Origin of the sequence: Pseudomonas sp. P7779 (assembly GCF_013386315.1) — a bacterium.
In the GTDB taxonomy this organism is placed as follows: Bacteria; Pseudomonadota; Gammaproteobacteria; order Pseudomonadales; family Pseudomonadaceae; genus Aquipseudomonas.
The window spans coordinates 217,286-232,107 of record NZ_JACARZ010000005.1; the positions used below are offsets into that span (position 1 = coordinate 217,286).

General features: G+C 62.4%; 10 protein-coding genes. 5 read left to right on the plus strand and 5 right to left on the minus strand.

Features of this window, described 5'->3' with window-relative positions; genetic code table 11:
* The first annotated feature begins 97 nt into the window (after positions 1-97).
* Positions 98-1,594, plus strand: coding sequence for a YifB family Mg chelatase-like AAA ATPase (locus HX869_RS02660; protein WP_178902708.1), 1,497 nt, complete (start codon positions 98-100; stop codon positions 1,592-1,594).
* Here the strand turns inward: HX869_RS02660 and HX869_RS02665 are convergent.
* On the minus strand, positions 1,581-2,165 hold the full coding sequence (locus tag HX869_RS02665; protein WP_177028054.1) for a TetR/AcrR family transcriptional regulator: 585 nt from the start codon (positions 2,163-2,165) through the stop codon (positions 1,581-1,583). The two genes, HX869_RS02660 and HX869_RS02665, sit on opposite strands and share 14 nt — an antisense overlap.
* 114 nt (positions 2,166-2,279) lie before the next feature.
* On the opposite strand from HX869_RS02665, the gene HX869_RS02670 reads away from it, so the two are divergent.
* Positions 2,280-3,203, plus strand: a complete 924-nt coding sequence (locus HX869_RS02670) for an ABC transporter six-transmembrane domain-containing protein (protein ID WP_008439408.1) — start codon at positions 2,280-2,282, stop codon at positions 3,201-3,203.
* 117 nt (positions 3,204-3,320) lie between these two features.
* Here HX869_RS02670 and HX869_RS02675 read toward each other — a convergent pair whose 3' ends face one another.
* Together HX869_RS02675 and HX869_RS02680 are read right to left on the minus strand one after the other, a co-directional pair.
* Entirely contained in the window at positions 3,321-5,297 is a 1,977-nt protein-coding gene (locus HX869_RS02675; protein WP_008439409.1) for a methyl-accepting chemotaxis protein, read from the minus strand.
* 178 nt (positions 5,298-5,475) lie between these two features.
* A complete protein-coding gene (locus HX869_RS02680) occupies positions 5,476-6,396 on the minus strand; it encodes a LysR substrate-binding domain-containing protein (RefSeq protein ID WP_003208769.1) in 921 nt (306 codons plus the stop codon).
* Between the two features lie 152 nt (positions 6,397-6,548).
* On the opposite strand from HX869_RS02680, the gene HX869_RS02685 reads away from it, so the two are divergent.
* Positions 6,549-7,952, plus strand: coding sequence for a NorM family multidrug efflux MATE transporter (locus HX869_RS02685; protein WP_102370156.1), 1,404 nt, complete (start codon positions 6,549-6,551; stop codon positions 7,950-7,952).
* Between the two features lie 128 nt (positions 7,953-8,080).
* Here HX869_RS02685 and HX869_RS02690 read toward each other — a convergent pair whose 3' ends face one another.
* Complete coding sequence (locus HX869_RS02690; protein WP_008439412.1) at positions 8,081-9,751, minus strand: bifunctional diguanylate cyclase/phosphodiesterase; 1,671 nt, start codon at positions 9,749-9,751, stop codon at positions 8,081-8,083.
* A gap of 267 nt (positions 9,752-10,018) precedes the next feature.
* On the opposite strand from HX869_RS02690, the gene rep reads away from it, so the two are divergent.
* Positions 10,019-12,028 carry a DNA helicase Rep gene (rep, locus tag HX869_RS02695; protein WP_008439414.1) on the plus strand — a complete coding sequence of 670 codons (2,010 nt, stop codon included), beginning with the start codon at positions 10,019-10,021 and terminating at the stop codon, positions 12,026-12,028.
* A gap of 57 nt (positions 12,029-12,085) precedes the next feature.
* On the plus strand, positions 12,086-12,658 hold the full coding sequence (locus HX869_RS02700; protein WP_008439415.1) for a xanthine phosphoribosyltransferase: 573 nt from the start codon (positions 12,086-12,088) through the stop codon (positions 12,656-12,658).
* A gap of 130 nt (positions 12,659-12,788) precedes the next feature.
* On the opposite strand, the gene HX869_RS02705 is transcribed toward HX869_RS02700, so the two are convergent.
* Positions 12,789-14,711 carry an acetyl-CoA hydrolase/transferase C-terminal domain-containing protein gene (locus HX869_RS02705; RefSeq protein ID WP_003208758.1) on the minus strand — a complete coding sequence of 641 codons (1,923 nt, stop codon included), beginning with the start codon at positions 14,709-14,711 and terminating at the stop codon, positions 12,789-12,791.
* Between the last annotated feature and the right edge of the window lie 111 nt (positions 14,712-14,822).

Here is a 14,822-nt window from a genome sequence, read left to right on the forward strand (position 1 = left end):
CGCGATACGTTCTGTAAAACCTCGCCGCCGCGCGCCGCCCTCACTCGACTACCCTTGAAAAACCGCAGGAAGCGGCCACTCATTTCAAGGAACCAGCATGTCCCTCGCCATCGTCCATAGTCGCGCCCAGATAGGCGTCGAAGCGCCCGCCGTCACTGTCGAGGTGCACATGGCCAACGGCTTGCCGTCGCTGACGCTGGTGGGCCTGCCGGAAACCGCCGTCAAGGAAAGCAAAGACCGCGTGCGCAGTGCGATCCTCAACTCTGCGCTGCAATACCCGTCCCGTCGCATCACCCTCAACCTCGCGCCCGCCGACCTCCCCAAGGACGGCGGGCGCTTTGATTTGGCGATTGCCCTGGGGATTCTCGCCGCCAGCGTGCAGGTACCGGCGCTGACCCTCGATAACGTGGAATGCCTGGGCGAGTTGGCGCTGTCCGGTGAGGTGCGGCCGGTGAAAGGTGTGTTGCCGGCAGCCCTGGCGGCGCGCAAGGTCGGGCGCACCTTGATCGTGCCGCGGGCCAATGCCGAGGAAGCCTGCCTGGCCTCGGGGTTGAAGGTGATTGCGGTGGATCACCTGCTGCAAGTGGTGGCGCACCTGAACGGTCACGTGCCGATAGAGCCCTTCGTTTCCAGTGGCCTGATGTACTTGAACAAACCCTACCCGGACCTGAGTGAAGTGCAGGGCCAACTGGCGGCCAAGCGTGCGCTGTTGATCGCTGCGGCGGGCGCCCACAACCTGTTGCTCAGCGGGCCACCGGGCACCGGCAAGACCTTGCTCGCCAGCCGTCTGCCGGGGTTGTTGCCGCCCTTGAGTGAACAGGAAGCGCTGGAGGTGGCGGCGATTCAATCGGTGGTCAGCCTGGCGCCGCTGAGCCATTGGCCACACCGGCCATTTCGCCAGCCGCATCATTCGGCATCCGGCCCGGCGCTGGTGGGCGGCGGCTCGAAACCGCAGCCGGGGGAAATAACCCTGGCCCATCACGGTGTGTTGTTTCTCGACGAGTTGCCGGAGTTTGATCGCAAGGTCCTGGAGGTGCTACGTGAGCCGCTGGAGTCCGGGCATATCGTGATTTCCCGCGCTCGCGACCGGGTGCGTTTCCCGGCGCGCTTTCAGTTGGTGGCGGCAATGAACCCCTGCCCTTGCGGCTATGTGGGCGAGCCCAGTGGGCGCTGTCGCTGCACGCCGGAGCAGATTCAGCGCTATCGCAACAAACTCTCGGGGCCGCTGCTGGACCGGATCGACCTGCACGTGACCGTCGCCCGGGAAAGCACCGCGCTGAACCCGGGCATACAGCCCGGTGATGATACCGCCAGCGCCTCCGTCCTCGTCGCCGATGCCCGGGACCGCCAACAACGGCGCCAGGGCTGCGCCAATGCGTTTCTCGACCTGCCGGGGCTACGCCAGCACTGCAAACTGAAAAAGGCTGATGAAGGCTGGCTGGAAAGCGCCTGCGAACGGCTGACGCTGTCGTTGCGGGCAGCCCATCGCCTGCTCAAGGTCGCCCGCACCCTGGCCGACCTGGAACAAGTGGAAGCCATCGCCCGCCATCATCTGGCGGAGGCCTTGCAGTACCGCCCTGCTAGCGCGTCCTAGGCAACGCCAGGAGCAGCCCCGCCACTTCCATCACCTCATCCATCACCGCTTCAGCGGATTCAACGGAGGGTTTGAGCAACAAGTCATCGGCATAGCCCATCGCTACGGCAAAGAGTTGTCGCGCAGCGCGCTTGGGCGACTCACAGCGAAACACCTTGGCCGCTACACCGTGCTCGATGATCTCGGCGAGCATGGCTTGCCATTGGGCGTTGATCACCAGGTAGGCCTGGGCCAATGGCTCGTCATGCATGGCTTCGTCCCAGGCATCCAGCCACAGCGCCCAACCGGCGTCTGCCGTGGAGGGCAGGCAGTCACGCAGGAACCCTTCGAGGGCTTCCAATGGCGGCAGATCCACCAGCGGCGCCCTCACCTCGTCCAGTTGCTCGTTGGCGAACCGCACGAACGCTTCGCGGCGCAGTTCTTTCCAGTCGCTGAAGTAGTGATAGACGTGGCTGCGGGACAGCCCGGCATGCTCCGCCAGGTCGCGGGTGGAAACATCGGCAAACCCTTTGCTGCGAAACAGCTCCAGGGCGGCGGCGATGATCTGGTCTTTACGGTCGATACGCGACATGAGGCTTTTCCTTCAGGCACCGGCAGATCGACGGCGCTTGCTTTTTGAGCGGTCGCTCAATGATACTTGAGCAGTCGCTCAATAATAGCGTTTATCTCACTCTCGGTGCACCCCATGTCATCCGTAACACCCCAGATCCTGATCGAAGAAAGCAAAAAGATCGGGCAACAATCCGCCAGCCAAACCCTCAAGGCGATCGCCAAGGCCTATCCCGGCAAGTTGTTCTGCACCTTGTCGCTGGTGGCCCTGGAGAACGCATTGCTGCTGGCCTACCCACTGTTTGCGGGGTTCGCGGTGGACTCGATCATCCGCGGCGATGCCGGCAGCGCGCTGTTCTACGCCGCCGTGGTGCTGGCGTTCTGGGTGGTCGGGGCGGCGCGACGGGCGCTGGATACGCGCACCTTCACCCGTATCTACGCGGACCTGGCGGTGCCGGTGATTCTCAACCAGCGCCTGCAAAACCACAGCACCTCACGGGCGGCTGCGCGGGTGGTGTTGGCGCGGGACTTTGTGGATTTCTTCGAAAAACACGTGCCGATCATCGCGACGGCGCTGGTTTCCATCGTCGGTGCGGCAGTGATGCTGTTGGTGATCGAGCCGTGGATCGGCCTGGCGTGCCTGACCGCGCTGGTGCTGTGCACAACCTTGTTGCCACGTTTCGCCCGGCGCAATCAGGAACTGCATGAGCGCTTGAATGACCGCCTGGAAAAGGAAATCGGCCTGGTGGAAAAGGTCGGCGCACAGACCTTGCAGCGCCACTACCAGGTGCTGTCACGCCTGCGCATCTGGCTGTCGGACCGCGAGGCCGCAGCGTTCCTGTTTATCGGCACGCTGGCGGCGCTGTTGTTTGTGGTCGCCATCAGCCAGTTGGCGCTGTCGCCGGCGGTCAAGGCCGGCCATGTGTATGCGGTGATGACTTACCTGTGGACCTTTGTCAGCAGCCTGGATGAAGCGCCAGGGATGGTTGATCAACTGGCGCGACTCAAGGACATTGGCAAGCGTGTGGACCCGGGGCTGGGCGACCGATCCGACGTTTGAGGCGTCGGGTCGGCCGTCATCGCGGGCAAGCCCGGCTCCCACAGTGGACCGCGTACTCCAGAACAACACGGTCAACTGTGGGAGCGGGCTTACCCGCGATGAGGCCCGAACAGTCAATCAACGAAACCGGTCAACCTCATGCCGCAAGCCCGCCGCCAGGGTCTCCAGTTCCTTGGCGGTGATCGCAAGGTTGGACACCACTTCACGCTGCTCGCTGTTGGCCAGGGCGATGCTCTGCAAGTTGCTGCTCAGCAGGGTCGCCGTGCTGCTCTGCTCCTGGGTCGCCGTGGTAATGGCCGCAAACTGCTGGCCCGCCGAGCGGCTTTGCTCGTCGATCCGCGCCAGCGCAGAGGCGACGTCAGCGTTGCGAGCCAGGCCTTCCTGCATCAGCACGTTGCCTTGCTCCATGGTGCTGATGGCGTTGCCGGTTTCCTGCTGGATACTCTGGATCATCCCGGAAATCTCATCCGTGGCCTGACGGGTGCGCGATGCGAGGTTGCGCACTTCATCGGCCACCACCGCAAACCCACGGCCCTGCTCACCGGCCCGCGCCGCTTCGATGGCGGCGTTGAGCGCCAGCAGGTTGGTCTGTTCGGCAATCGCGGTAATCACGCCGACAATCCCGCCGATTTCCTGGGAGCGCTGGCCCAGAGTGTTGATCACCGTGGCCGTGCTGTTCAGCGCAGTGGCGATGTGTTCCAGGGACGACGACGCTTCTTGCATCGAGGTGCGGCCGATCCTGGTTTGCTGGGCATTGTCCTGGGCCAGGCGCTCGGTGTTGCCCATGTTGTCGGCAATATTCAGCGAGGTGGCGCTGAACTCCTCCACCGCGCCGGCCATGCTGGTGATTTCGCCGGACTGTTGCTCCATGCCTTCATACGCACCGCCGGACAACCCCGACAATGCCTGGGCGCGGCTGTTCACGTCTTCAGCCGCCTTGCGGATATGCGACACCATGGTCGACAGCGCTTCGCCCATCTGGTTGAAACTGCGGGCTAGTTGGCCGATTTCGTCATGGCTGGAAACGTTCAGCCGTGCGCTCAAATCACCGGCGCCCAGGGCTTCGGCCTGACGCACCAGGTCGCCCAACGGCTGCAACTTGCTGCGCAGCAACCAGACCGCCGCGCCCACCGCCAGCAGCATCGCGAGCAAGCTGCCGATCGCCAGGCGAATCCCCACCGACCAGGTCACCGCGCGAATTTCGGCTTTCGGCATGCTCGCCACCACCGACCACGGGCCGCCTTCAAACGGCACGGCAACGCTGTAGAAGTCTTCGTTCTTGTCGCTCCAGAAACGGCCTTTTCCAGGTTTGGCGGCCAGGTCGAGCATCACCGGAATCGACTGATCCAGCGCCTGCACGCCAGCGGGCGGTACCAGCCAGTGCTTCTGTTCGTCCAGCAGCGCCAGGGAACCGGTCTGGCCGATGCGGAAACGCTTGAGGTTGTCGAACTGGGCGTTCTGCGCATCGGTGTAGTCGAAGCCGACAAACAGCACCGCAATCACTTTGCCGCTGGCGTCCCGCACCGGGCTGTACTGGGTCATGTAGGAGCGATCGAACAATACCGCACGGCCAACGTAGCCCTGCCCGCCCAGCAAGCGTTGATAGGCCGGATGCTGGTGATCCAGCGCCGTACCGATGGCGCGGCTGCCGTCCTGCTTGGTCAGGGAGGTGCTGACGCGGATAAAGTCCTCGCCGCTGCGTACGAACAAGGTCGCCACGCCGCCGGACATCTGCTTGAACTCATCGACTTCAGCGAAGTTGTTGTTGAGCACTTCCTCGCCCAGGTACAGGCCCGGCGTCTGCACGCCCGCCACCGTCACCGGTTGCTCAGGGCGCGTACTCAAGCCGGCGCTGAAGCGCTTTTCAAACAGCCCGCTCAAACGCTGGGTACTTTCGCGCAAGGTGCTGTGGAAGGTATTGAGTTGGTCGGCCAGCAAGCGGGCCTCGCTGGCCAGGTGCTCCTCGCGGGTGTCGAGGTTGGCGGAGTCCAGCGATCGCAACGCGAATACCGTGCTGCCGCTGATGACGACAGCCAGTATCACGGCGAGGGCAAGCCCCAGTTGAGAGGCAATCCGGGCGCGAGGTTGAGACATGAAGGCTGCTGGCCGAGGCCAGGATCATCCTGATCTCATAGCGCTGCTCGGCAAAATTCTAATAGGGGAAACGTTGCAGAACGGTAGTTCCAACAACCCTACTTCGGCGGGTAGGCTCAATACTTGAGCGAATCACAGGGGTATCGCGCAAACGATTGCTGGCCGGTGCGCAATCCACTCAGTCGAGGCGCTCGACCTGGGGCAATTCCATGGCCTGCACTTCGCCCTGGAGAAAGTCACCCAGCCGTCGCAAACGCTCGCCACCCGGCCGGGTCTTCGGCCACACCAGATAGTAATTTTCCCCACTGGCCACAGCGGTGGGCCATGGCAGGCTCAGGCGGCCCTGGGCCACGTCTTCGGCCACCATCAGCAAGTCGCCCATGGACACGCCGTACCCTCGGGCGGCGGCGATCATGCCCAACTCCAAGGTGTCGAACACCTGCCCGCCCTTGAGCGAAACCTGGGATGACAGCCCCATGCGCTCCAGCCAGTTGCGCCAGTCACGCCGGTCCGGCGTCGGGTGCAGCAGTTCGGCAGAGGCCAGGCGTGCAACGTCCCAGGGCCCGTCGCTCAACAGGTTCGGCGCGCCCACCGGAATCAGCAACTCCGGAAACAGGTAGCTGGCTTCCCAGTCCGGCGGGAAATGCCCGTTGCTCAGCAACACCGCGCAATCGAAGGGTTCCTGGTTGAAATCCACCTCATCGACGCTCATCCAGGCGCTGGTCAGTTGCACTTCATTGCCCGGCTGCAGGTGCCGGAAGCGACTGAGGCGCGCCAGCAGCCAGCGCATGGTCAGGGTGGACGGCGCCTTCATGCGCAGGATGTCGTCCTCGGCATTCAAGGTATGGCAGGCGCGCTCCAGGGCCGCAAAGCCTTCACGCACGCCCGGCAGCAACAGGCGCGCTGCCTCTGTGAGTTGCAAGGTGCGGCCGCTGCGCTGGAACAGGCGGCAGGCGAAATGCTCTTCCAGGGTACGAATGTGCCGGCTCACCGCACTTTGGGTGATCGACAACTCTTCCGCCGCCCGGGTGAACGAGTTGTAGCGGGACGCAGCTTCAAACGCGCGCAAGGCGTAAAGAGGAGGAAGACGACGAGACATGGCGAAAACTCCGACGGCGCAATATCGAAACCCTACCAGAATCATTCAGGCATGAGTTTTAATCATGCGAACCATCGGATTTATCCCTTTGTGCAATGCGCTGTGAGCGCCGAGAATCAACCCTTCCACCCTTCCCTGACTTTTTGAGCGTGATGATCATGCAGCATCCGGCACGTACCGAACTCTGGGCCATTCTGCGGCTGTCAGGGCCGCTGATTGCCTCACAGTTGGCCCACATGCTGATGGTGCTGACCGACACCCTGATGATGGCCCGCCTGAGCCCCGAGGCCCTGGCCGGCGGAGGCCTGGGGGCGGCGAGCTATTCGTTCGTGTCGATTTTCTGCATCGGCGTGATCGCTGCCGTGGGCACGCTGGTCGCGATCCGCCAGGGCGCCGGCGACATCGAAGGCGCCACCCGCCTGACCCAGGCCGGGCTGTGGCTGGCCTGGTTGATGGCGCTGGTGGCTGGTTTGCTGCTGTGGAACCTCAAGCCAGTGCTGCTGATGTTCGGCCAGACCGAAACCAACGTCGCGTCCGCCGGCCAGTTCCTGACCATCCTGCCGTTCGCCCTGCCCGGCTACCTGACGTTCATGGCGCTACGCGGCTTCACCAGCGCTATCGGCAAGGCCACGCCGGTGATGGTGATCAGCCTGGGCGGCACGGTGATCAACTACCTGCTCAACCACGCGTTGATCGAAGGCATGTTCGGCCTGCCGAAACTCGGGCTGGTGGGCATTGGCCTGGTCACCGCCATCGTTGCCAACTGCATGGCCCTGGCGCTGATCTGGTACATCAAATACAACCGTGCCTACGACGCGTATCCGCTGCGCAAGGGTCTGCTGCGGCCCAACCTGCATTACCTGCGGGAACTGTGGCGCCTGGGCCTGCCGATTGGTGGCACCTATGCGGTGGAAGTCGGGCTGTTTGCGTTCGCCGCGCTGTGCATGGGCACCATGGGCAGTACGCAATTGGCTGCGCACCAGATCGCCCTGCAGATCGTGTCGGTGGCGTTCATGGTGCCGGCGGGCATGTCGTACGCGATCACCATGCGTATCGGCCAGCATTATGGTGCCGGGCAGTTGCTGGAAGCGCGGCTGGCCGGGCGAGTTGGCATAGGCTTTGGCGCGGTGGTGATGCTGGGCTTTGCAGCGGTGCTGTGGTTGTTCTCGCACCCACTGATCAGCCTGTTCCTCGACCAGCATGACCCAGCGTTTCGCGACGTGATCAACCTCGCCGTCAGCCTGCTGGCGGTGGCCGCATGGTTTGAGCTGTTCGACGGCGTGCAGACCATCGCCATGGGCTGCATTCGCGGGCTCAAGGATGCCAAGACCACCTTCCTGGTCGGGCTGGGCTGCTACTGGCTGATCGGCGCACCGGCCGCATGGTTGATGGCGTTCAATCTCGGCTGGGGGCCGACGGGCGTTTGGTGGGGCCTGGCCCTGGGCCTGGCGTGCGCGGCAGTCAGCCTGACCTGGGCGTTTGAACGGAAGATGAAGCGGATGATTCGCCAGGAGCCTGAAACCCACCAAGGATTTCAAGCCGCGCAGCCGGAGTAACGGCTGTACTCGGTCAAATGTGGGAGCGGGCTTGCTCGCGAATGCGGTGGGTCAGCCATGAATTGGTTGGCTGAAATACCGCATTCGCGAGCAAGCCCGCTCCCACATTTTTGATCGGGTTCACAACATCAGATCACGCCGCCCACCAGTTCCTGGCTGTCACCAAACGTCAGATAGTCCACCAGTTCCGCCAACGGCAACGGCTTGCTGATCAGGTAACCCTGGGCCTGATCGCAGCCGAACAACCGCAGCAACGCCAGTTGCTCGGCGGTTTCCACGCCCTCGGCGACCACTTCCAGGTTCAGGTTATGAGCCAGGTTGATCATGGCGTGCACCAGCTTGCGATTCTCTTCGCGCTCTTCCATGCCGCCGACAAAGCTCTTGTCGATCTTCAGCAAGGCAATCGGCAGGCTGTTGAGGTGCACGAACGACGAAAAGCCGGTGCCAAAGTCATCCAGGGAAAAGCGCACACCCAGGCGGCCCAGCGCATCCATGGTCTGCTTGACCAGGTCGCTGCGGCGCATCACGGCGGTTTCCGTCAGCTCAAATTCCAGCCACTGGGCTTCCACGCCGCGCTCGGCAATCAGCCGGCTGAGGGTGCTGAGCAGTTGGCTGTCCTGAAACTGGCGGAACGACAGGTTGACCGCCATGTGCAACGGCGCAATCCCGCGTTCGCGCAGGTCCTGCATGTCGCGCAGGGCCCGGGAAATCACCCAGTAGCCCAGCGGCACGATCAAGCCGCTCTGCTCGGCCAGCGGCACGAACTCGCTCGGCGGCAACAGGCCGCGCTCACCGTGGCGCCAGCGCACCAGTGCTTCCAGGCCGACGATATGCCCATCGTCGAGGTCCAGGCGGGGCTGGTAATGCAGTTCCAGTTCGTCACGGCGCAACGCCCGGCGCAGTTCGCTCTCAAGGTCGGCGAGGCTGCGGGCATTGCGGTTGATGCGTTCGTTGAAGATATGAAAGGTGCAGCCCTGGGTGCTTTTGGCTTGCTGCATGGCGATGTGGGCGTGCCACATCAACGGGTCGGCGCCGGCCTTGGCGCGGGCATGGGCCACGCCGAGGCTGCAACCGATCAGCAGGCTTTCGCCATCGACCCAATAGGGTTCGGCCATGGCTTCGACGATGCGCTCGGCCATCCATTCGGCGCGCTGGGGCGCACGACGGGTGTCGATCAGCAGGGCGAATTCGTCGCTGCCCAGGCGCGCCAGTTGATCGCCGGCCTCCAGCTGGCTCTTGAGCCGCGAGACCACTTGCAGGATCAGCCGGTCGCCGGCCTGGTGGCCGAGGGCGTCGTTGGCGTGACGGAAGTTGTCCAGGTCGAGGTGGCCGAGGGCAACGCCACGGCCTTCGTTTTCCGCCAGGCGGGCGGTCAGCAGGGTCTGGAAGCCCTGGCGGTTGGCGATACCGGTCAGCGGGTCCTGTTCGGCCAGGCGTTGCAGGGTGTTTTCCAGTACACCGCGCTCGCGCACATGCCGCAGGCAACGGCGCAATGTATCGACATCCAATGCATTCAGGATCAGCCAGTCGCTGACGCCGAGGGGCGAAACCAGGGGTTCCTCTTCCAACAGCAATACCGTTGGCAAGCTGCAGCGACCGGGGCCGGGCTGAAGGTTGGCCGTGGTCAACAGCACCGCGCTGTGATCGTCGTCGAACAGGTTGCTCACAGACTCCCAGTTTGGCGCGCTGATCAGCACAGCTCCGTCGCCCATCGGCGCCAGGCACTCGCGCAATAACGCTGCCCACGCTGGCTCATCGGCCAGTAGCAGCAAACGCAAGGGTTCGACAGGCGTAGACAAGCTAGCTCCCTAGACTCTGCAAAATTTCGTTGGCGGCGGGCATTATGACGTGCGCCCCGATAATGACCAATGATATGGGTTATCAAATGCGCACTGTGCAGCTCTAGACCGAACAATAGTCCTAAATACCCTGCACATCCTGCGGCAAAGTAACAAAACCGGCAAATTTAGATCGAGTGGTACGTCACACTGTCGTTCAGAGGCAGCAGAATCTTGCCAGCCTGTTAAAATGCCCGCCCTTTTGATCAATGACCTCCTGAATTTCGTATGTCCCGACTCAATCCCCGGCAGCAAGAAGCCGTGAACTACGTCGGCGGCCCTCTATTGGTGCTCGCCGGTGCCGGTTCCGGCAAGACCAGCGTGATCACCCGCAAGATCGCGCACCTGATCCAGAGCTGTGGCATCCGTGCCCAGTACATCGTCGCCATGACCTTTACCAACAAGGCGGCGCGGGAAATGAAAGAGCGCGTCGGCACCCTGCTCAAGGGTGGCGAAGGCCGTGGCCTCACCGTGTGTACCTTCCACAACCTGGGGCTGAACATCATCCGCAAGGAGCACGTGCGGTTGGGCTACAAGCCGGGCTTCTCGATCTTTGACGAGACAGACGTCAAGGCGCTGATGACCGACATCATGCAGAAGGAATACGCGGGCGACGACGGCGTCGACGAGATCAAGAACATGATCGGCTCGTGGAAAAACGACCTGATCCTGCCCGCCGAAGCCCTGGAAGCTGCGCGCAACCCCAAGGAGCAGACTGCCGCCATTGTCTACACCCACTACCAGCGCACGCTCAAGGCGTTCAACGCAGTGGACTTCGACGACCTGATCCTGCTGCCGGTGAAGCTGTTCCAGGAACACGCCGACATCCTCGAAAAGTGGCAGAACAAAGTCCGCTACCTGCTGGTGGACGAATACCAGGACACCAACGCCAGCCAATACCTGCTGGTGAAGCTGCTGATCGGCAAGCGCAACCAGTTCACCGTGGTGGGCGATGACGACCAGTCGATCTACGCCTGGCGCGGCGCCCGCCCGGAAAACCTGATGCTGCTCAAGGACGACTACCCGTCCCTGAAAGTGGTGATGCTGGAGCAGAACTACCGCTCCACCAGCCGCATCCTGCGTTGCGCCAACGTGCTGATCTCCAACAACCCCCACGAGTTTGAAAAGCAACTGTGGAGCGAGATGGGCCACGGCGACGAGATCCGCGTGATCCGCTGCCGCAACGAAGACGCCGAAGCCGAGCGCGTGGCCGTCGAACTGCTCACGCTGCACCTGCGTACCGACCGGCCCTACAGCGATTTCGCGATCCTGTACCGCGGTAACTACCAGGCCAAGCTGATCGAGCTGAAGCTGCAGCACCACCAGATTCCGTATCGCCTGTCGGGCGGCAACAGCTTTTTCGGACGCCAGGAAGTGAAAGACCTGATGGCCTACTTCCGGCTGATCGTGAACCCGGACGACGACAACGCCTTCCTGCGGGTGATCAACGTCCCACGCCGGGAAATCGGTTCGACTACCCTGGAAAAGCTCGGCAACTACGCCACCGAACGCAAGATCTCGATGTACGCCGCCACCGACGAAATCGGCCTGGGCGAGCACCTCGACACTCGTTTCACCGACCGCCTGGCGCGCTTCAAGCGCTTCATGGACAAGGTGCGCGAGCAGTGCGCCGGCGAAGACCCGATCAGCGCCCTGCGCAGCATGGTCATGGACATCGACTACGAGAACTGGCTGCGCACCAACAGCTCCAGCGACAAGGCTGCCGATTACCGCATGGGCAACGTGTGGTTCCTGATCGAGGCGTTGAAAAATACCCTGGAGAAGGACGAAGAAGGCGAGATGACCGTCGAGGACGCCATCGGCAAGCTTGTGCTGCGGGACATGCTTGAACGCCAGCAGGAAGAGGAAGACGGCGCCGAAGGCGTGCAGATGATGACCTTGCATGCGTCCAAGGGCCTGGAATTCCCCTACGTGTTCATCATGGGCATGGAAGAGGAAATCCTCCCGCACCGCTCCAGCATCGAAGCCGACACCATCGAGGAAGAACGGCGCCTGGCCTACGTGGGCATTACCCGCGCGCGTCAGACCCTGGCCTTCACCTTTGCCGCCAAGCGCAAGCAGTACGGCGAGATCATCGATTGTGCCCCGAGCCGGTTCCTCGACGAACTGCCGCCGGATGACCTGGCGTGGGAAGGCAACGACGACACACCAACCGAAGTCAAAGCCGTTCGCGGCAATACCGCCCTGGCGGATATACGCGCGATGTTAAAGCGCTAGAATCGACTACTTTTTAATCTACTTTCGGCGCGTGTTGCGCCAACAGAGGAAGCTTTCGTGGAAGCACTGCACAAGAAAATTCGCGAAGAAGGCATCGTGCTTTCCGATCAGGTACTCAAGGTCGACGCCTTTCTGAACCACCAGATCGACCCAGCGCTGATGAAACTGATCGGCGACGAGTTCGCTGCGTTGTTCAAGGATTCGGGGATCACCAAGATCGTCACCATCGAAGCCTCGGGCATTGCACCGGCGATCATGACCGGCCTGAACCTCGGCGTACCGGTGATTTTCGCGCGCAAGCAACAGTCCCTGACCCTGACCGAAAACCTGCTGTCGGCGACGGTGTATTCCTTCACCAAGAAAACCGAAAGCACCGTGGCGATTTCCCCGCGCCACCTGACCAGCAGCGACCGCGTGCTGATCATCGATGACTTCCTGGCCAACGGTAAGGCGTCCCAGGCGCTGATCTCGATCATCAAACAGGCCGGCGCGACCGTTGCAGGTTTGGGGATTGTGATCGAGAAGTCGTTCCAGGGTGGCCGTGCGGAGCTGGATGCCCAGGGTTACCGGGTTGAGTCGCTGGCGCGGGTGCAGTCGTTGGCGGGTGGGGTTGTGACCTTTATCGAGTAATCGGTGCGGGTACGGTTAAACATGTGGGAGCGGGCTTGCTCGCGAAAGCGGTGGATCAGTCGACCTATCCGGTGACTGACACACCGCTTTCGCGAGCAAGCCCGCTTCCACATTTGATCTCCTGTGTTTGTTAGTGCGCGGTAGCTTGTAGGCCCGCTAGCAACAGGCGCTGATACAAGTCCTCCTTCAACCCCTCCGGCTTATCCAGTCGCATCCGTACCAAATGCTCGGGAAACGCTTCCGGCTCCGGTGCATCCAGCGCCGCCTTGCCCAGCTCCAGAATCTCCGTCAGCTTGAATTTGCTCTTGAGCCAGTTCAACGCCCGCAACAAATCCCGCTCTTCATCGGTGAAGTCACTGCCCAGCGGATACTCCGGGAACAGCCGTGGATGCCGCGCCTGAATCCCCTGCAGACGCTCCGGCGTGTTGTCGGCAAACCGCGGATCCAGCTGGAAATCCTTCGGCAACTTCCCGGCCTTCTGCGCCTGTTCGATCAAATCTTCCTGGAACCGTGAGTCGGTGATATTCAGCAGCGCCTCGATCACCCTGGCATCAGTCTGCCCGCGTAAATCCGCGATGCCGTATTCGGTGATGACGATGTCTCGCAGGTGCCGGGGGATCGTGCAGTGGCCGTATTCCCAGACGATATTGGAACTGACCTCGCCGCCCGATTCGCGCCAGCTGCGCAGGATCAGGATCGAACGCGCGCCTTCCAGCGCATGGCCCTGGGCGACAAAGTTGTATTGCCCGCCAACACCGCTGAGCACGCGGCCGTCTTCCAACTGGTCGGCCACGCCCGCGCCCAACAGGGTCACGGTAAACGCGCTGTTGATGAAGCGCGCATCCAGGCGCTGCAAACGCTTGAGTTCTTCCTGGCCGTACAGCTCGTTGATGTAGCTGATGCGGGTCATGTTGAATTCCAGGCGCTTGCTCTGCGGCAAGTCCCGCAAACGCTCGTAAAAGCTACGAGGCCCGAGGAAGAAGCCGCCATGCACCGAGATGCCGTCGGTCTGTGCCGCTTCGTCCAGGGTGCCGGCGTTGGCCCGCTCCTGGGTCGCGACGTCCGGGTATACCTTGCGCCGCACAATCCCGGCATCGGCCAGCACCAGCAGGCCATTGACGAACATTTCGCTGCAACCGTACAGGCCACGGGCAAACGGCGCGACGCCGCCTTCGTGGCTGATCAGCGGTGCCCATTGGTACACATCCAGGTCGGTGAGCAACAGGCGATACGCCTCGTTATCGGCCTGGCGCGCCAGCAAGGCCGCAGTCAGTGCATCGCCCATGGAGCCGATGCCGATCTGCAAGGTACCGCCGTCGCGCACCAGGGTGCTGGCGTGCAAACCGATAAAGTGATCCTGGAAACCCACCGGCATGTTCGGGGTGGAGAACAGCGTGGTGCTGTCCTTCTCGTCGATCAGGAAGTCGAACTCATCCATGCCCAGCTCGGCGTCGCCGGGCATGTAGGGCAAATCACTGTGAACCTGGCCCACCACCAGGATGGTTTCACCGGCCTCGCGGCGCTTGGCGATCATCGGCAACAGGTCGAGGGTGATGTCGGGGTTGCAGCTCAGGCTCAGGCGATCCGGATGTTCGGCACTGCTGGCCACCAGTTGCGCGACGAGGTTCAGGCCGGCGGCATTGATATCACGGGCGGCGTGGCTGTAGTTGCTGCTGACGTAATCCTGCTGCGCCGAAAGGCTGTGGAGCAAACTGCCGGGCTGCATGAAGAACTGTTGCACGTGAATGTTCGACGGCAGGCTGTCCTTGCGCAGTGCGGCGAGGAAGTCCAGCTCGGGATAGTCACCGAAGACCCGTTCGATAAAGGGCTCGAGAAAGCGCTTCTGCAAACCATCGCCCAAGGTAGGGCGACCCAGGGCCAGGGCGGTGTAGATGGTCAGCGCCCGGTCCGGCAACTTGGCGATACGCCGGTACAGCGCGTTGACGAACAGGTTGGGTTTGCCCAGGCCCAGGGGCATGCCCATGTGAATATGCGCCGGCAGCCGTGCCAGTACGTCGTCGACTGCTTGCTCGATTGAACACAACTGCACCATCCGACTTCTCCCGAACATTCCATGAATTGGGGTTGGACCGAGCTTGCCGGGTCTTTGCTGCAAAGAACAGCCTCAAAAGGCAAATCGCGGGCACAAAAAAGCCGCTGGTCA